15 protein-coding genes are annotated in these 18,630 nt (G+C 45.3%); 10 read left to right on the top strand and 5 right to left on the bottom strand.

Annotation, left to right across the window (positions count from 1 at the left end; all coding sequences use genetic code 11):
• The first annotated feature begins 528 nt into the window (after window positions 1-528).
• The 3 genes from D0A34_22330 to D0A34_22320 all read left to right on the top strand — a co-directional run bounded on the left by D0A34_22330 (window position 529) and on the right by D0A34_22320 (window position 3,017).
• Entirely contained in the window at window positions 529-1,458 is a 930-nt protein-coding gene (locus D0A34_22330) for a cobalt transporter (GenBank protein ID UNU21213.1), read from the top strand.
• Window positions 1,451-2,107, top strand: coding sequence for an energy-coupling factor transporter transmembrane protein EcfT (locus D0A34_22325; protein UNU21212.1), 657 nt, complete (start codon window positions 1,451-1,453; stop codon window positions 2,105-2,107). The genes D0A34_22330 and D0A34_22325 overlap by 8 nt, the downstream gene beginning before the upstream one ends.
• Before the next feature lie 175 nt (window positions 2,108-2,282).
• Window positions 2,283-3,017 carry an ABC transporter ATP-binding protein gene (locus D0A34_22320; GenBank protein UNU21211.1) on the top strand — a complete coding sequence of 245 codons (735 nt, stop codon included), beginning with the start codon at window positions 2,283-2,285 and terminating at the stop codon, window positions 3,015-3,017.
• Window positions 3,018-3,207: 190 nt separating this feature from the next.
• On the opposite strand, the gene D0A34_22315 is transcribed toward D0A34_22320, so the two are convergent.
• Entirely contained in the window at window positions 3,208-4,212 is a 1,005-nt protein-coding gene (locus D0A34_22315; GenBank protein UNU21210.1) for an ion transporter, read from the bottom strand.
• 244 nt (window positions 4,213-4,456) lie between these two features.
• Between D0A34_22315 and D0A34_22310 the strand changes: the two genes are divergently transcribed.
• Complete coding sequence (locus tag D0A34_22310) at window positions 4,457-5,464, top strand: 2-hydroxyacid dehydrogenase (protein ID UNU21209.1); 1,008 nt, start codon at window positions 4,457-4,459, stop codon at window positions 5,462-5,464.
• A 196-nt stretch (window positions 5,465-5,660) separates the two neighbouring features.
• The gene (locus D0A34_22305; GenBank protein UNU21208.1) at window positions 5,661-6,098 is read left to right on the top strand and encodes a hypothetical protein; all 438 of its coding nucleotides are present in this window, start codon (window positions 5,661-5,663) and stop codon (window positions 6,096-6,098) included.
• Between the two features lie 141 nt (window positions 6,099-6,239).
• Here the strand turns inward: D0A34_22305 and aroA are convergent, their stop codons facing one another.
• Window positions 6,240-7,595, bottom strand: coding sequence for a 3-phosphoshikimate 1-carboxyvinyltransferase (gene aroA, locus D0A34_22300; GenBank protein ID UNU21207.1), 1,356 nt, complete (start codon window positions 7,593-7,595; stop codon window positions 6,240-6,242).
• Window positions 7,596-8,040: 445 nt separating this feature from the next.
• On the opposite strand from aroA, the gene D0A34_22295 reads away from it, so the two are divergent.
• Complete coding sequence (locus D0A34_22295) at window positions 8,041-8,544, top strand: hypothetical protein (protein ID UNU21206.1); 504 nt, start codon at window positions 8,041-8,043, stop codon at window positions 8,542-8,544.
• Window positions 8,545-8,676: 132 nt separating this feature from the next.
• Here the strand turns inward: D0A34_22295 and D0A34_22290 are convergent, their stop codons facing one another.
• Window positions 8,677-9,156: a hypothetical protein gene (locus D0A34_22290; GenBank protein ID UNU21205.1), complete on the bottom strand. Its 480-nt coding sequence runs from the start codon at window positions 9,154-9,156 to the stop codon at window positions 8,677-8,679.
• Window positions 9,157-9,298: 142 nt separating this feature from the next.
• Here D0A34_22290 and D0A34_22285 point away from each other — a divergent pair, with 142 nt between their 5' ends.
• The 3 genes from D0A34_22285 (at window position 9,299) to D0A34_22275 (ending at window position 11,433) form a co-directional block, all read left to right on the top strand.
• The gene (locus D0A34_22285; protein UNU21204.1) at window positions 9,299-9,976 is read left to right on the top strand and encodes a hypothetical protein; all 678 of its coding nucleotides are present in this window, start codon (window positions 9,299-9,301) and stop codon (window positions 9,974-9,976) included.
• 237 nt (window positions 9,977-10,213) lie between these two features.
• Window positions 10,214-10,513, top strand: coding sequence for an antibiotic biosynthesis monooxygenase (locus D0A34_22280; protein ID UNU21203.1), 300 nt, complete (start codon window positions 10,214-10,216; stop codon window positions 10,511-10,513).
• Window positions 10,514-10,629: 116 nt separating this feature from the next.
• On the top strand, window positions 10,630-11,433 hold the full coding sequence (locus D0A34_22275) for an MOSC domain-containing protein (protein ID UNU21202.1): 804 nt from the start codon (window positions 10,630-10,632) through the stop codon (window positions 11,431-11,433).
• A 116-nt stretch (window positions 11,434-11,549) separates the two neighbouring features.
• Here the strand turns inward: D0A34_22275 and D0A34_22270 are convergent, their stop codons facing one another.
• Both D0A34_22270 and D0A34_22265 read right to left on the bottom strand, forming a co-directional pair.
• Window positions 11,550-12,416, bottom strand: coding sequence for a calcium-binding protein (locus D0A34_22270; GenBank protein ID UNU21201.1), 867 nt, complete (start codon window positions 12,414-12,416; stop codon window positions 11,550-11,552).
• Between the two features lie 75 nt (window positions 12,417-12,491).
• Complete coding sequence (locus tag D0A34_22265; protein ID UNU21200.1) at window positions 12,492-14,165, bottom strand: methyltransferase domain-containing protein; 1,674 nt, start codon at window positions 14,163-14,165, stop codon at window positions 12,492-12,494.
• A gap of 357 nt (window positions 14,166-14,522) precedes the next feature.
• On the opposite strand from D0A34_22265, the gene D0A34_22260 reads away from it, so the two are divergent.
• Window positions 14,523-18,374, top strand: coding sequence for a glycosyltransferase (locus D0A34_22260; protein UNU21199.1), 3,852 nt, complete (start codon window positions 14,523-14,525; stop codon window positions 18,372-18,374).
• Window positions 18,375-18,630 lie beyond the last annotated feature (256 nt).

Genomic DNA, 18,630 nt, shown 5'->3' with positions numbered 1-18,630 from the left:
CACATTAGCGCGATCGACAACCGCAAACATACTGCTAACTATATGAACTAGCAATAATTCGGACTTTTTAGTTTCTATAAACGCAATACTTTGGCTGTGACTAGCTATCTGCTAATTTCACTGTTGCGGTCGTCAAAAACTTAATACTATTTATTCTCAACAGGTGAAAATAAAACCAATGAGAGATTTTCAGTGTATTCTTTATATTTTTTTAATATTCTTGTTTGAGCTTGACGGTGAATACAATTTTGGAGTTAAATCTGTAAACAAATATTGATAATCCTTATCAAAAAGCTTCAATGTGAGGGTGGTCGGTAAAATATCCGAATAATTCTTCAGGATTATTTAATGTAAAATTTTTCATCCTCAAAATTCTGCCCCTGAGGCGGTAATCTATATCAAATAAGCGATCGCCCGCTGCCAATCCCCCGATCGCTCGATCGCATTAATGCCCCCAGAGGGGGTTTTAAATTTTTGTAAAAAATAGTTGACTAAAGAGTTGGAACTTCTCTCATTTGGGATAGATCGATGCACATACCTGATGGTTTTCTTTCACCGCCAGTAGCCGTTGCCACCGGCATAGCAAGTGCAGCAGTAATTGCAGTTGCCCTGAATCGAACCCGCGCCAGTCTTGGACTGCGGCAAGCCCCAATCATGGGCTTAACTACTGCTTTCGTGTTTGCAGCCCAGATGATCAACTTTCCCGTAGCCGGAGGCACCAGCGGCCACTTGTTGGGAGGGGCGCTAGCTTCCGTGGTTTTGGGGAACCCTTGGGCGGCAACTTTAGCGATGAGCACAGTTTTTATAATCCAGAGCGTCTTGTTTGCGGATGGGGGCATCACCGCCCTGGGAGCCAATATTTTTAATATGGGGCTAGTGGGCATTTGGGTCGGCTGGTGGCTGTTACAGCCGTTGCAGCGACTGTTGGGAGGTTCCAGAAATCGTTTGCCGCTAGCAGCAGGGATTGCAGCCGCCCTTAGCGTTGTGGCTGCTTCGATTTCTGTGGCGATCCAGTTGGCAATTTCTGGAACAGTAGGGCTCAATATCGCATTGCCCGCAATGGTAGGCGTACATATTTTAATTGGGATTGGCGAAGGGGTAATTACAGGTGGCGTTTTAACTTATCTCGTCAAAGTGCGGCCGGATTTACTGCCGGGACAACAGCCACAATTGCAGAAATGGGTAGTGCCAGTAATCGGAGTGTTATTAATTTCGGGGGTGCTTTCGCTGTTCGCTTCAAGTTGGCCTGACGGGTTAGAAGCGGTAGCCGAAAAATACGGCTTTAAAGATAAAGAAGCTGTGGCGATCGAAAATCCCACTCCTTTAGCAGATTACACAGTTAAAGGATTAGAAGAACAGCCTATTGGTACTAGCATTGCTGGACTTTTAGGGTCTGCCTTCAGCTTCGGCGCGGCTTTTGGAATTGCTCAGTTGGTGGTAAAACCTAAAGATGTCTAAACTCTCCATACCTTTTCGATTGCGAGTGTCTCTCACAATTGTGATTGGCATGGGTTTTCTGAAGACAGGCGCTTGGCTGTGGCTGGGAATTTATGGGGCGATCGCACTTTTTTGGTCGTTTTGGCTCAGGGCTCCGGTGCGAACCCTAGCGCAACTGTTGGGAGCAGAATTGCTTTTTCTCTCCTTATTAGTGCTGCCCCAAGGTTGGGAACGTGCCAGTTTTCTGTTGCTGCGTTCCCTAATTTGCCTGTTAATTATGAACAGTTTTCTGCTAACTTTGCCACCCCACAGTTTCGGAATCGCCCTCAAAGGATTACCCCTACCAGCAGGTTTGCAAGAGATTGTACTTTTAACAGGACAATACTTAGAAATCCTGCTGGCCGAAGTCAACCGCATGAAAATATCTGCCCAACTCCGGGGCTTGTCCGGTACGGGAGGATGGCTGCGTTACGCCAGTGCTTCCATGATCGGAGCGCTTTATTTGCGAAGTCTCGATCGCGCAGAAAGAGTACACGCAGCCATGCTAATTCGCGGCTATAAAGGAAGTTTGCCCGCCGACTCAAAATCGACACCTAAAGAGCGACTCTGGCTGACACTAGCAATTTTAATAGCAGCCGGATTAACAATAGCTTCTTACGGTTATTCGTAATTGGGCATTGGGCATTTAACTGGTTCCCCGGCTCTGTCTGGGAATCGAGCTTCAGAGGCTCTGCCTCGCTTCTTGCGGAGGAAAAGTGGAGGCAGAGCCTCCGGATCTGCGTTCCCAGGCAGAGCCTGGTAACGAGTTGAAATTATTCAATCTAAAATCTAACATCTAAAATCGGATGACTAATCTCAAATCCGCACCAACAATCGAAGTGCAAGACTTAGTATTTGGCTATCCCGAGCAAAAGCCAGTATTGCGGGGAATTTCTTTTACTTTGCACCCCGGAGAAAGGGTGGCTCTACTCGGCCTGACAGGTGCTGGTAAAAGCACTTTGCTCGAAAACTTAATCGGATTAAAAATGCCTCAATCCGGCGAGATTAGAGTGCAGGGAAAAAAGCTGGAAGAGGCGACTTTATCGCAGGCGCGCAGGCAGATTGGATTTTGCTTTCAAGACGCTAACGACCAGCTATTTATGCCCACTATTTTGGAGGATGTAACGTTCGGGCCGCGCAATTACGGAGTGCCGCCAGGAGTTGCGCGCGATCGAGCTTTAGCCCTATTAGACGAATTCGGTTTAGTAGAATTTGCCAACCGTTCAGCCCACGAACTTTCGGGAGGTCAAAGAAGGTTAGCAGCCTTGGCAGCAATTTTAGCATTAGAGCCGGCAATTTTAATCTTAGATGAGCCGACTAACGGGCTCGATCCCTCGTGGCGGCGTCACTTGGCTAAGGTTTTGTCCCAATTGCCGATCGAGGTAATTTTGATCGCTTCTCACAATTTGAATTGGATCGGGAAAACGACTCAAAGGGCGTTAGTTTTGGCGGATGGTGAGATTAAAATTGACAGAAAAACTCAAGATTTGCTGGCAGATAAATCAACTCTCGAATATTACAATTTGCCGCCAGATTGGTAATTATTTATTGGTTTGTATTGAGGATTTTATTCCTCTCTACAAACCTGATAACGGTTATTTTACAGGACATGATATGAAAGGCAATAGAGTTATTACATAAATCTTTGATTGCTCGGGAAACCGCAGATGCAAGGCAGATGATTTCAAGATTGTTTGCGAGTTTTGCCAGAGGTATAATATCTAACTCGAATTACAGATCAAATTTGCTAACAGCTTCCTTGTACAGATGAATAGCTAAATCACGAAGAATTTGTTCATTTTGAAAATCACTTCCTAACTTCTGTTTCGCCGTTTGAACACACATTTTCATCAACTCGGACGAACTTTCGATGTGAAGTGCGATCGCCCTTTGCTTTTGTTCAAACCCGACCTCGATTTCCGCCAGCCTTTTGACCGATTGATAATTCGCAGATTGCTCTAAATTTGCTGCCATTTTTTCCTGCTTTCTCCTTTGCACTTCCTCGGAAAAACCCGCAGCAATTATCCCCGCAGGTAACGCAAAAATTCCGATTCCCAAAAATGCTAATATTGCTCCTAAAAATCGGCCTAAAGGAGTGATTGGATAAATATCGCCGTAACCAACAGTAGTTAATGTCACAACTCCCCACCACATTGCATCGGGGATGCTCCCAAAAGCTTTTGGATGCGCCTCGTGTTCCACAAAATACATGATGCTAGAGGCAAATATTAACAGAATAAAAACTGCAAATGCAGTGGCCATTAACTCCTCTTTTTTAGCGTACAATACTAATCCCAGAGTTCGGACGGACTCTGAATAACGGCTCATTTTTAGCAAGCGCAACAAGCGCAGGAGGCGAATTAAATTAACGAAGTTTAAACTCGGAAATAACAGCAAGGAGTAAAAAGGTAAGATTGAAATTAGATCTATCAGACTTAGCGGTGTAAGAGCGTATCTCAATCTTCCCAAAAGCGGGTGGCTGTATCTGGAATCTACTGTACATACCCACACCCTCAAAAGATATTCTATTGTAAATACTAAGGATGAAACTATTTCGATATTCTCCAAAATCGATTGGTGTTCTTGCGACCAAGTGGGCGAAGTAGAAGCAATAAAAGCTCCGACGTTTATCAAAATCAAACCTGTAATAACAATATCATCTGCTAAGCTGTATAAATTGCGGCTTTCTGAGGTTTCTAAAATTTCATGAATTATATTTTTGAGGTGTTTTGGCATCTGAGTTTCTCCTAAAAAGTTAGCAATTAACGATCGCGCTTTACTACAGTCTAAGCAATTAGATTCAAAAAATTAAGCAGGACTTGCCCTAAAGCTAAAAATTTAGTGTCTTCAGAGATGCTACCGTTGCGAAACTCAATATTTCTCAGAAAAACTGGGTTTTTTGGGGCAAGGGCGTTCTAGTAAAATTTAGAGTTAATCTGGAAAGAATTCCCAACTATTACTGGATTTGCAGGCAAAAATCATGAAGGTAGCCGTATTTAATACCAAATCCTACGATCGCACTTTTCTGACAGCAGCCAATGTCGGCGGTCAACACGAGTTCGTTTTTTTTGAACCGCATCTGACCCTGGAAACCAGCGTTTTGGCTGCTGGATTTCCGGCCGTCTGCGCGTTCGTGAACGACTGCTTGGACGCGAAAACGCTCGGGGCGATCGCCGAAAAAGGCGTCCGCTTGCTCGCCCTGAGATCGGCCGGATTCAATCACGTCGATTTAGCAGCAGCGAAGGATTTAGATCTAACTCTCCTCCGAGTTCCGGCTTATTCTCCCTACTCCGTCGCCGAACACGCAGTTGCTCTGATTTTGTCCCTCAACCGCAAAATCCACCGGGCCTACAACCGCGTCCGCGAAGGCAATTTCGCCCTAGATGGCTTGTTGGGTTTTGACCTCCACGGCAAAACGGTGGGAATCGTCGGGACTGGCAAGATTGGCGCAATTACTGCCCAAATTCTGCACGGATTCGGCTGTCGCCTGCTGGGATACGATGTTTCCCAAAACCCAGATTGCCTCGCCCTAGGCATGGAATACGTCGCACTCCCGGAACTGTTCGCCACCTCTGATATTGTCAGCCTTCACTGTCCCCTGATGGCGGAAACTTACCATTTGATCGGTGCAGAGGCGATCGAGCAAATGAAACCGGGGATGATGCTGATCAATACCAGCCGCGGGCAGTTGATTGACACTAAAGCTGTTACCAAAGGTCTGAAGTCGGGTATAATTGGCTACCTCGGATTAGATGTGTACGAACAAGAGACGGATCTGTTTTTTGAGGATTTGTCAAATCAGGTCATTCAAGACGACGTTTTTCAGCGTTTGCTGACCTTTCCAAACGTCCTGATTACCGGACACCAAGCTTTTTTCACCGAGGAAGCTTTGAAAAATATCGCCGACACCACGATCGCCAATATCACCGACTTTGAACAAGGACGCCCTTGCCCCAATCAAATCGACCTTGAGCAAGTGAAAAAATGAGTCAAAAGACCGATTTGGCAACGGGGGAAATTGTTTACAATCAAGTCTTATCCTTATTTTTGCTTGCAATTTGTGAAGCTCTGCCTTAGTCTCATCAATTAGTCCCGGCAGCGCGAATGCTGTGCTAATTGCCGGAGAATTATACTGGCAGCCACTCAAAGCCTGCAATTGTACTTGACACCGGAGGAAGTATCAAATGACACAAGCTAACTTTTCTGACGACGCACAAACAGTCACTGAAGTCGTCACAGTAGACCTGGTGCCTGACCAACCGGGGGTCATGACTACAGTGACAACCCCAGAAACAACGACGAGCCAGTTCCAAGATATTAAAGACCAAGTTCTGACAATTTTGTCGGAACTTCCAACCTATGTCTCCAATTTTTTTGCTGACTACCAAAAGCCCCTCATAACTCTTGGTTTAATTCTGGCAGGCGGTATTAGTATTAAGGTAATGCTGGGAGTTTTAGGTGCTCTTAATGATGTCCCTTTGGTAGCTCCAGTTTTTGAGTTGATTGGGATGGGATATACGGGTTGGTTTGTTTACCGCTATCTGCTCAAGGCTTCTAACCGCCAAGAGTTGTTAACGGAAATTGATTCTTTAAAAGAACAAGTTGTAGGTAAAGATTCTTAAACGAAGGAAGAAGGAAGAATGAAGAGGGAAGAAGGAAGAATGAAGAAGAAAGAATGAATAAAGAAGATTTTTTCCACTCTCCCCTCTCCCAATCTCGCACTCCTCCCTCTCCCAATCTCCCGCTCTCCGGCTCTCCCCCTCTCAATTTGGATGGCAAACTTGTTGCAAAGTGGCGGTAAAGTCGGGGTAGGAAATGGCAGCAGCTTCTGCCCGGTGAATGTTAGTAATACCTGTGGCGTTGAGGGCTGCGATCGCCAAACTCATCGCTATTCTGTGGTCGGTGTAGCTGTCAACATCCGCGCCGGTCAAAGGAGTTCCCCCGGTAATTTCTAAACCGTCGGGTAACTCGGAAATTTTGGCTCCCATGCGGTTGAGTTCTGCAGCAGTCACGGCCAGCCGATCGCTCTCTTTGACTCGCAACTCGGCCGCATCTCGAATTATTGTAGTACCCGACGCAAAGACCGCCGCTACCGCCAAAATTGGGATTTCGTCAATCAGTCGGGGAATTAAGTCGCCAGCAATGGTGCATCCCCGCAATTGGCCGGAACTGCGAACCAAAATATCCGCTACCGGTTCCCCAGCCGCCTCTCGCTGATTTTGCAGTTCAATATCGGCGCCCATCATCTCCAAAGCTTCCAAAATGCCTGTACGGGTTGGGTTGACGCCGACATTTTCGACTACGAGTTCCGAACCCGGGACGATCGCCCCAGCAACTAGCCAAAATGCCGCCGAACTAATATCCCCCGGTACAATCACATTCTGCCCTTGCAGTTGTGTCGGCCCAGTAACTGTCACGCTACAAGTTTCTGGATCGACGCTCAATTGAGCTCCAAACGCTCGCAGCATCCGCTCGCTGTGATCCCGCGACAGAGCGGGTTCTGTGACTGTAGTTTCTCCGCTTGCCATCAAACCGGCGAGCAAAATGCAAGATTTAACTTGAGCCGAGGCGATCGGAGAATGGTAGTGAATCGGTTTTAACTGCTGTCCGAGTATCCCTAAAGGAGCTAAAGAATTGCTTTTTCGACCCCAAATTTGCGCTCCCATTTGTTGCAGCGGTTTAATGACGCGCGACATGGGGCGCGATCGCAAAGAACTGTCACCCGTTACTGCATAAAAACGCCCCGGATGAGAAGCTAAAATTCCCAACATCAGCCGCATCGTCGTGCCGGAATTACCAGCGTCCAAGACTTCCACAGGCTCCTCTAACTCGCCAATTCCGACACCCCGGACTGTCACCCGTTCCGCGTTGAGTTCAGAAACTTTGGCTCCCAGGAGCGAGAAACATTTAGCCGTGCTGCGGGGGTCTTCCCCTAGGAGTAGTCCCTCAATAGTAGTTTCACCTTGGGCGATCGCACCCAACATCAAAGCTCGGTGAGAAATCGACTTATCGCCCGGAACTCGAATCCTCCCCACCAGTGACAAGCCCGAGGCCGGTTTTTGAATGCTTAAAGTTTGGCTTTTGTCAAGAAGCGTAGTAGTTATAATGTTAGCTTGCATTGAGATAAACTAGGATTGGATGGCGTTAGCTATCCTACCTTTTTCCCAGTCCTAAGTCAGTCGTCTTTTGTACGGCCTGCGGGTTTTTTCCCAATGTGTCCGGTTAACTTAAAGGCTGATTAAACTCGCCCGCAGACTCTGCTGTCAGTTATCGGCGACAAGGGAGGACGGACGCAACCCCACGGATTTCACATTAATTTCACATTAATTTCACAAATATTATCCGTGTATATGCGTAGATTTCATGTCGTGATCTCAGTTATCAACCTGATGATTGAATTATGACTAAACAATTTGAGATTTTCGATGGCAAGTTGTAGATTTTTCATTTTTTTAAGCAAAAGCTCCGGAATTTGGAACCCAGCTAATCTAAAATCTAAAATATAAAGCCTAAAATCTCAAATCTCAAACCGCCCAATTCACAACAACTCCTAAACTTTTATTTATGCTGACCCATCACCGCAAGCCTGTAAGTTTATCGCTGGTATCCACAGATTTACCTTTGTGGTCATTCGTTGAAACCGGTGCTACCCTTTATCAAAAAGACCGCGATCGCTTTCACTTGTTGTTGCACGAACCAGCAATAATCGATCGCGAATTTTCCGACGACTCCGACAAATCGGCCGAGCAAGTTACAATCTTACCCCCAACTACAAAACCCCGGTTGCTCTGGCTAGAAGTTTCACCCTATCGAGTCATTATGACTATGCAAGGAAACGGCAAATACAGTTACCGACACTGCTGGGAACGAGGAATGTACGGCTTGAGCCGTTATTGGCTTCAGGGCGAATCGCTGGCGACTCCCGAACAGTTGCGACTCCGCAACTTCACCCGCAACTTGACGCTGACAGGAAAGCCGGAACCGGAACACTTGCAGTTAGAATACGAGTTGTGGTCGGAAAAAGTGCAACTCGGTCGCTATATTTTGAATCTAGAAATTCATCACTAAACTGGGTAATTGGAAAGGGGTAATTGGAAATGGGTAGATACTAGCTGAAGGCGAGGCATTCCTCAGATTCATTCACCCCCTGTGCGCTGTTGAGGTTCGCGTTGCAATCTCCCAACTCAAAACTCTTAGGGTTTAGCGCTCGCTCTTACAATAATTAATCAGTTTGCTAGTCAAAGCGTCTTGATTTGCGGCTGCTTGATTCGCCTGTTGGCCTGCTCTAATAATATCGGCTTGAGCTGTTTGGATTTGCTCTCGACCTTCTATACTTGTAGAAGCGAGATTTCCAGCCTGAAGACTTTTGCTTATGTCGCCGAGTGCTTGACTAATTTCGTGAAAGGATTTAACCGATGGCTCCTGAATTTCTTTGAGGGTTGGATCTGTTATTCGCAGATCCTCAAGTTCATTCGCTATCAGGTTCAAATTTTTAGCTAAATTGTCGGTCGTTGCAGCATCGTTGCTGTCTTTATCAACATCAAGGAGAGCGTTGCCCTTGTTGACAATTTCAGTAAATTTAGTACACTGGACAGCTCGGCTATCGCTGCAACTAATCGTCAGCGTACAGCAAGCAACAACTATCAGCAGGATGGCAATCTGTTTGCGAAAAAAGTACATGAACCCTCGGTTGCAAAAAAAGTAGATTCTGGGATTTTGTGGTAGAGTGCGTCAGCGATTAGCCGAGATCTCGACTGTCGTAAAACTTTCGCGGCATTCAGACACGCTCTACTAAGCTAAACTACGTACCTGTTTAGGAACTATGGTCAAAAACAGCAATAACCTAAAGAAGGGAAGCATTTGGGGATATCTTACCCTGCTTTTGCCTATTTCCTTGACGGCGGTTGCCAGTTTCGAGTCGGGAAGGATGTTTTGGGCGATCGCCACCACAGCGGGCATTGCTTGGGCTTGCAGGCTCTACCAGCAGCAGCAAAAACATAAACTCGCTCATTTAGACTCGGTTTTCTATAAGTTGATCAAGGAAAATCAAGGACGAGTTACGGCTTTGGATTTGGCGATGAATGCGAAACTCCCCGGAGAAAAGGTTCAAGAGTATCTCGATGAACGAGCTTCTGAGTTTGCCGCAGATTTTGAAGTGACGGAACAAGGCGGAATTTTGTATTATTTTCAAATAGCTCCAACTGTCACTCCAAGCGAAACAGCTAATGCGGCAATAGCTGTTCAAGAGCCTCCCACCAATCGGGAAAAAGCACAAGATAAAAAACCAAATTTATTCCCCATTACTCAAACCAAGACTCCTGGAAAACCCAAAATCTCTTTTACCCAGACGGAACTCTCCCGCCGATTCAAAGTTCACGCAACCACGATCGGCAAGTGGAAACTTAAGCCGGAGTTTGCTCAGTGGAGCCGCGAAAAAGACCCGGAGGATCTGGCCTGGGAATATTCTACAGAAAACAAGCGATTTTATCCCAAAGATTGAGATCCGCCGGTATTTGCCAAAATATCTCAAGAAACCCGGTTTCTACGAGGCTGTGCGCTTAGTAACGAAGAATTTGGCAAGAAACCGGGTTTCTGAGACTTAAGCGCACCCAGCATTGATTTTACTGCCGTTGACCGATCGACCTGTGTAGGTTATTTTAAGTAAAATCCTCTATTGTTGAGTTTGCCAAATAAAAATCGGTAAATTCGATCGTCCTATCTGTTACTTTTTTCTCCTATGTCCAAAACAACCTTGCGAGTAGTCGCCCGCCTCGTCGCGTTTCCTGACAAAGTAGCAGAACTTAAATCTCTGCTGCTGAGCATTATGGAGCCCACTCGCAAAGAAAAAGGCTGCATCAAATACGAACTCCTGCAAAATCAAGCCGATCCCACAGATTTTACCTTCGTTGAAGAGTGGGAAAGTGCAGATTTGCTGGAACTACATCTCGGTTCAACTCACATTCAAGACGCCGTGCAGAAATTAGACGGTTTGGCCGTTGGGCCTCCAGATATCCGCCGCTATGAATTGCTAGCTTAATCTGGTTTTTATAGCAATTTTATTAAGGGTTGGTGAAATAGCTTCTACCCCCCTAGCCCCCCTGAGTAAGGGGGGACAAGAGTGAGATTTAAAATTGTAGTAACTTCCTAAAATTTATGATATCTGCAACAATAAAACAGTTATTTATTTATCCAATTAAAGGGCTGACACCCCAAGCAATGTCGGAGTTTGCTTTAACAGCAGGACACGGAATTAAGGGCGATCGAGCTTTTGCCTTAATGTTTGCAGATAATCTTGAAGCTGCAAAGATGCCCGCAGATAATGTGCCTTGGATGAGCAAAAAACATTTTGCCGTTCAAAATGATTGGCCTCTGTTAGCAGCTTTAGAATGTGATTATCAACCGGAAACGACCGTTTTAACAGTCAAGCGTCAAGGAGTTGAAGTGTTATCCGCAGCAACGAACACAGCAGCGGGGCGCGATCGCATCGGCACTTTTTTCACAGAATATCTGGCGGCAATTGAATCCACAAAAGAAGCGAGACACCCGCAGTTTGCACCTTTGCATTTAGTCGGCGACACCAGTGGCGAAACTCGTTATCCCGATCGAGAACCCGTACACATCTCTTTACTCAGTCAAGCCACATTAGACCAATTAACAGAAATCGCTCTTCAAAACATTGACGTGGGTCGATTTCGCCCGAACATTGTGCTAGAAGGTATGGCAGCTTGGTCAGAATTTGAGTTGATCGGAAAACAGTTTCAATTAGGCACGGCGCGCATAGAAGTTACAGCACGAATCAATCGCTGTGTCAATATAGAAGTGAATCCAGAAACAGGCGATCGGGATATTTCCCTACTCAGTTTACTGCAAAAGGAATTCGGTCACGCACAAACTGGAGTTCTAGCCAAAATTATCAACAGCGGCACAGTTAAAATCGGCGATGTTTTGCATCCCTAGAATAATCAGTTGATGCGTTGTTATATATCCGAAGCCTTTAGAGGCGTACCCGAGTCCACAATCCGAACCAACAGCAGACAATATTAACACAAAACCCGCCCCAACCCAGCCACTCATTATGCTTGTGGCACCCTCACCTTATTACCAATCAAATTCAGAAAACTCGTTCCAAAATGTTGAATCTCCAAAAAGTTAGCATAGGAAGGAGTTGACTTGTAAACTCTAAAAGTCCGCATAATTCCTAAAGTCGCGGCACTTTCCAGCGGGCCGATAAAGCTAGTATCTCTGTCCAAAAAATGAGACTGCTTAGCCCAGTGTGCCATCTGTTCCGCATTCAAAAAATAGCAGCCGGAATGAGGATTCAAAGCCCGCTCAAAAGCGACTGTTTGTTCCATGATTTTTCCCATTAACTGCCGCTGCTCCTCTACATTTTGAAAGGGAGAAGTCGCTGAGTCTGCTAAATCACCATCAACATATGCTTTAAAAACCGCGCCTTTAGGCGCTATTTCATAGCGATTAGGTTGCAGCAAATTCCCATTTCCCCCGTGATGCGTAAACCACTTTAATTTACTAAAAAACCACGGATCATGCAGAATTAAATCATCTTCCAAATAACAAAAATAATCGTATTTGTCTAGACACGCTCGCAAAACTGCTTGACACTCAAACCCCAAAAGCAGCGGTTCGCATTTGGTAGCGTGGTGCATAAAACATCTGGGCTGCACTGGCAGTTGGGGCAACAGATGATAACCTTGAGTAGTGCAAACAACAATGTCAATTTCGTGCTGTTGAGATTGATTTGCTGGGATAGTTGCACATTCGCTAATGTCAATCATGGACTGGGATTTGCCGTACAAAGCTTGCAGCGCTGTCACGCAAGCGGTTAAAGCATTCAGTCGTGGTTGCGGATCATTTCGCTGGGAAGCGTGTTTCCCCTCGCCGCTGGGATTGTAAAAGTGAGCAATAGTGAATAGAATTCGCATTGGTGTGGAGTAACAATTAGAAATTAAACAATAAAACAGTAAGATCGCACAATAACCCTATAAATCTTACCGCATTTAGTCACCAAATAACTCCGGCAGGCGATCGCGCAACTCAGCATTTAAACGTGGCAACTCGTCTCGCATCTGTAAGTACCAATCTCGCCGCTGTCGGTAGTGCCCGCACAGCAAGCGGTTGTCGCGCACCCATTCGTAAGCATTCGCGGCTATTTCCCGGCGCCGAGAAGTGTCAGAAATCAGGGAATTCAGCTTAATTTCAAACTCTTTTTCATATCTATAAATTAATCCGGTTTCACCTTCGACTATCGAATGTTCGTACACGGTGGGACTTGCCAGCACCGCTACTCCCCGCGCTGCACATTCAATAAATTTTAAGTCGGATTTTGTTTCGTTAACCGGGTTGGAAACAAGCGGCAGCAAAGCTATATCGCAACTGTACATGATTTCTTGATACCGTTCGTAACTGCAAAATGGTTCAAATTCTTTTTGCTGTATTTTCAAGGATTCAAAAAAAATTCGGTCGTGGATTACTTTAACTCGAATCCGGTGCTTGTGTGCCACTAAAACGCGATTGAGTGCCGCCATAATCGGCTGCCAATCTTTTTCGCGGTTGAGTGCACCAAAAAAAATTGTGACTGTATCTTCTGCCGGATAAATTCGCGGCGGAGGTAGATAAGCTAATTGATTGGGAAATACCGCAACATTGTGATTGTAAGACCGCAAAATTTTTGCTAGCGGTTCCGTAGAAGTTTGAACGCAGTGACAGCCGCGATAGCTGAGGTAATTATTATCTGCATATTCGCGGCGGCGGATGGGATTGTCGTCAATTTCAGCTACTATTAAATAGCCTTGTTGCAGGAGTTCTTTGAGTTGGGGAATGTAGGCAGGATATTGCATGATTGTCCGCTGCCAGATGAAAACTTTTTCTTCTTCCGGCAGAGGGGGAATTAATCCTGCTGTTTTCACGCCGGATACGGTGCGGACACCGGGAATTGTGGCGCTAAATTTGTCCGGTTCCAAAACTCGCACGCGATCGCACCCTGTAGGAGCCATAATGATAGTCTGAATCAGCAGTCTGCGCGCAGGTACGGTCGATTTGGTCGATCGCACGATATAATGTTCAGCACCAGTTTCCGTAGCAAAACTGCTCGATGTGAGCTCTAAAGCCTTTACCATTGGATGCAGTAATTCCTGAAAGTGGACAAAATTTTCGGTTTTGTGTCCCTTCCCTTGAAATTCGTAAACCTGCAATCCGGCTTGAGCAAATAGTGATTTAATACTTTCTAGGGTAAACCAGTGCTGCATCTTACTGTCGGGATTCTCCCACTGTCCCCGCAGCAGATTGACAATTCGCCGCCAGTATTGAACATTAGGGATTCTGGCGAGAATTTGCCCCTCTGGATTCAGCAAAGCACTGTACTGCTTGAGGACTTCCCAAGGGTTTTTGAGATACGGTAGCAAGTCGCCGAAAATTAAGCAATCGACGGTTCCTGGGGCGATGTCGAGACTTTCGAGAGTAATTTCTTCAATATCGGCTACTGTCACCCAGTTTAGCCGATCGACTGCAATTTTAGCTTTTTCTCGATCGCATTCAATGCCAATATACTGACAATGGGGATTGATCAGTTTGTACTGTTCGCCCGTCGAGCCCGTACCGCAGCCAATTTCGACAATGACTTTAGCATCCGGCGGTAGCAGCTTCAAGAAGTCGTGGTTGGCGCGATCGATCACTTTCTCTAAAATTCCTGATTAGTTTATCGTAAAATAAAACAGAGCAACCCATGCCGACAGACAACCAGCCGAAGGTTAGCATTGCGATGCCAGTATACAATGGCGATCGCTATCTTTGTCAAGCACTAAATTCTCTATTGCGAACTTTTTTTCTTTTCTCTTCTCTTGGTCTGCATTAAGACCGTTTCCTTTAAATCTTATTCACCAATCCTCCAGGATTGCTATATGTTAGCAAATATTCAGCAAAATTATAATTTGTTCTCTAGCCTACCCTTTTTTAGCGCAATTGAGCTGATCAATTAATTCTGCTTTTTCTCAAAAAATCCACACTACACTGTGCTAAATACATTAGAAACTATGAACCCTAATCTAGGAATGAATATCGCCGGCTACATCAACGGCGAATTTGGCATAGGAGAAGGTGTCCGAGCAAATATCAGGGCTGCAGAAGCCGCCGGGATTCCCTTCGCCATAAACAATTTTACCCGCAGTCCCCACCGCAAGAAAGACACCACCTATCAAAATTTTAGCCAAGATAATCCCTATCCCGTAAACTTAATTCAAGTCAACGCCGATGAAGTTGCAACGTTTATCAAACATACAGGTTCCACCTATTTTGAAAACAAATACAACATCGGCTTTTGGGCCTGGGAACTTCCCGCCTTTCCCCCAGAATGGCAGCCAGCATTTAATCACTTTCACGAAATATGGACTTACAGCAACTATTGCGCCGAGGCAATTTCTGCACTTGCGCCAATTCCCGTTATCAAAATCATGCCTAGTATTGCTCTCCCCGCACCTTCCCTGAACAGAGAAGCACTGAATTTACCGAAAAATAAATTTATTTTCTTGTTTGTCTTCGACTTTTCTAGTCGCATCGAGCGCAAAAATACTTTAGCGACAATTCAAGCCTTTAAACAAGCTTTTGGGGAAGATAACAGCGTATTATTGGTCATCAAATCTTCTAATTCCCACACATTTTCAGCGGCGCCAGCATCCTTAAACTCAGCCATAGCCAATAATTCAAATATCAAACATCTAGACGGCTATTTGTCCAAAAATAAACTTAACGGTTTGCTCTACAATTGCGACTGTTATGTATCCCTGCACCGCTGCGAAGGATTTGGCTTAACAATGGCTGAAGCCATGTTTTACGGCAAACCCGTAATTGCCACCGGCTATTCATCAAATACAGAATTTATGAATGTCGGCAACAGCTATTTAGTCAAGTATAAGTTAATCCCAATTGAGAAAGATTGCGGGCCCTACAAAAAAGGCAATGTTTGGGCAGAAGTGGATGTCGAGCACGCTGCTTATTTAATGCGGTACGTCTTTAACAATTACCGGGAAGCTCAGCAAGTTGGAGCGATAGCTGCTGAGGAAATTCAGACTTTACTTCACCCGCAAGTTACAGGTAATAAAATTAGAAAACGTCTCGAATATATTCTCGAGATTACCGATAACTTTCAAAGCATACCTCTGTCAGGAACAGCCAAAGCTAAGTCGGCCAAAATTATGGCTGAGTTGCCACCATCACAGCAAAAAAATCAATCCCAAGCAGAACTACAAAACGGGCAGCCGAAGGTTAGCATTTGCATTCCGACATACAACGGAGAAGCATTTATTGGAGAAGCCATCAACAGTGCTTTGGCCCAAACCTACCCTAACATAGAACTGATTATATCCGACGACGGCTCCACAGACGAAACAGTTGCGATCGCCCAATCATTCCAATCGCAAACGTCAGTCGATTTCCGCATCATCCTGCACCGCAACTACGGCTTATCACAAAACTGGAACTTTTGCATATCCCAAGCAAAAGGCCAATACATTAAATTTCTGTTTCAAGACGACTTGCTCGCACCCGAATGTATTGAGAAAATGGTCGCCGTCGCCCAACAAAACCCAGAAATAGGTATGGTTTTCTCCCCGCGTGGTATCACCATAGCTGACAATGAATCTAACCCAATTTTGCGCCTAGCTTCCCAATCCATTAAAGATTTGCATAAAAGTTGGTCAAATTTAAAGTCTATTCAGCCCGGAAAAGAATTACTGGCCGATACTAACTGCTTGAACAACCCGATAAACAAAATTGGCGAACCGAGTACCGTCTTAATTGCCGCGCGAGTCTTTGAAGAAATAGGATTATTTGATTCGGGATTATCTCAGTATGTAGACTTAGATATGTGGTGGCGAATCATGGGCAACTATCATATCGGATTTGTAGACGAAAAACTGTCCTCACTGCGGATTCATCCCGAACAACAAACTTGGAAAAACTTTGCGGCTGGGGAAAATCATAAGGATGTAGTCAGATTTTACAAAAAACTACTAAATAGTCCTGATTACAGTTTCTTGAATCAACAAATCAAACAGACAATCCGCCAAAAGTTGGCATTGAGAACCCAGCCGGGTTTATCGGAATTGTCAGCACTGCTTGATCAATACAATAAATTCCCCTCAAAACAGCCTCTTCTCGCCCTGCGCCCATACCGCCAACAGCTAGCTGAATATTGGCTGAATTTGCCAGCGAAAAAATTAGAAAGTGCTTACTTGAAAGACATGGGTAAAGCTCATAAGTTGCTCCTAGATAGCGCCCTCAAAACTGAAACTTTAACTGAGGAAGAACAAAGTTTTGTCCAGCAGTTATCCTCGAAACTTGCTGAAGGAGGGGAAATTGCCGATAAGATGCAATATCTCCTCGCAGCGATGCTGTACCGCGACGCTTATCAGTTGCCACTTGAGTATAAAAATGCAGCAATTCCCCAGTGGTTTTTTGACGACTTTTTGAAATTTATCTTTCAGTGTCCCGGTTATTTTAAACAAAACTGGGAAATAGAAAGGTACTCTGAATATTTTCAGCAGTTAATCAAGTATGTCGCTGCTAATATCGCCAGTTTTCCAGATTCAGAAGTTTGGCGTTATTTGGCGCCTTTTCTTGCGAAAAATGTTAGTTTTCAAGCTTTGTATTTGAGCGAGGTCAATCTGCTCAATATATTGAGTCAGCGAGCTGATATTCTGGAATTTTATTTGAAGAAAAATGTCGGCTGTCAAATAGAAGGGAATTTTCCTCAGAGAGAACCTGAAAGAACTAAAATCCGAGTTGGCTTTTTGCTTGATAAAATTAGTGATGAATCCGAGACTCGTGCTGCAATTCCGACTTTTGAATATTTAGACAGAAGCCAATTTGAAATTATCGTGTACCATTTCCAGGTACAAGACGAGCGACTGAGGAAATATTGCGAAAATTGCGCCGACAAACTGGTGCAACTGTCCGAAGATTTGCCCAATCAAGTTGGAGAAATGCGATCGCACGATTTAGATATTCTGCTAATCTGCACCAATACCACCGACACTTCTCAACCAAGCGCCCTCCTGTGCCTGCACCGACTAGCGCGGGTGCAAATAGCTACCGGTGGATCAACCCCCGCAACCACCGGAAGCCGAAATATCGATTATTTCCTTGCCGGAGATTTGACATTGCCTGCAGGTGCAGCAGCAGAGTATCGCGAAAAATTAATTACTTTAAAAGGCTCGGGAGTTTGTTTAAGCTATACTGTAGAATCAGCACCTGCCCAAGTTGAACCGACTCGCAGCAGTTGGGGAGCCACCGAGGACTCTGTAGTGTTCATGTCCGGCGCTCAAGCTTTTACAATTATCCCAGAATTGAGAGAAACTTGGGCAAAAATTATTGCGGCGGTACCAAATTCTATTTTAGTTTTGTATCCCTTTAGTTCCCACAATAAAAACTATCCGACGGTGCCTTTTTACAAACAAATTCGATCGCTCTTTGCCGAATTTGGGGTTGACAAAAAGCGCTTAGTTGTGATTAAAGCACTGCCATCTCGCGCCGATTGCATAAAATGTCTGGAATTGGCTGATATATATTTAGACTCCTATCCATACAGCAGTGCCTGCTATGCGGCAGAACCCCTGTTGGTCGGATTGCCTATAGTGGTAAGAAAAGGGCAAACAACTCGATCGCGACAATCAGCCGCAGTGCTCGAAGAACTGCTAATTCCGGAACTGGTAGCAGACAGCGAGAAGTCTTATTTAGAGCTCAGCATAGCACTGGGAACCAACCCAGAACTGCGCCGGCACTACCGCGATCGAATCCAGCAAAAAATGGCGGCAAACCCGAAATATCTCGACAGTCGCGCTTGCTCGACCCAACTCGGAACACTCTTTGAAAGACTATTCCGAGAGTGAAGGAAGAAGGAAGTTCAGCAACTAAGCAGTGTACGGGATTTAACGGATGGATGTTGAGGCAAGAAGGAAGATGGCAGAAGTAAAGATTTTCCCACTCTCCCACTCTCGCATCCCGCTACCATTATGAGAGCTGCGGGGAACCCCTCGCTAGGCAGAGCGTCAAGAAATAGACAGCAATAGCGCTAGCCCACTGACGGTCTGCTATCATCGGGGAATCGAGGGGTTAGTGGTTGTCGCTCTTTTCCTGCCACAGCTA

Source organism: Microcoleus vaginatus PCC 9802, from assembly GCA_022701275.1.
Lineage (GTDB): Bacteria > Cyanobacteriota > Cyanobacteriia > Cyanobacteriales > Microcoleaceae > Microcoleus > Microcoleus vaginatus_A.
The sequence above is the reverse complement of the archived record's forward strand: the minus strand, read 5'-3'. Positions and strand labels throughout refer to the sequence as shown.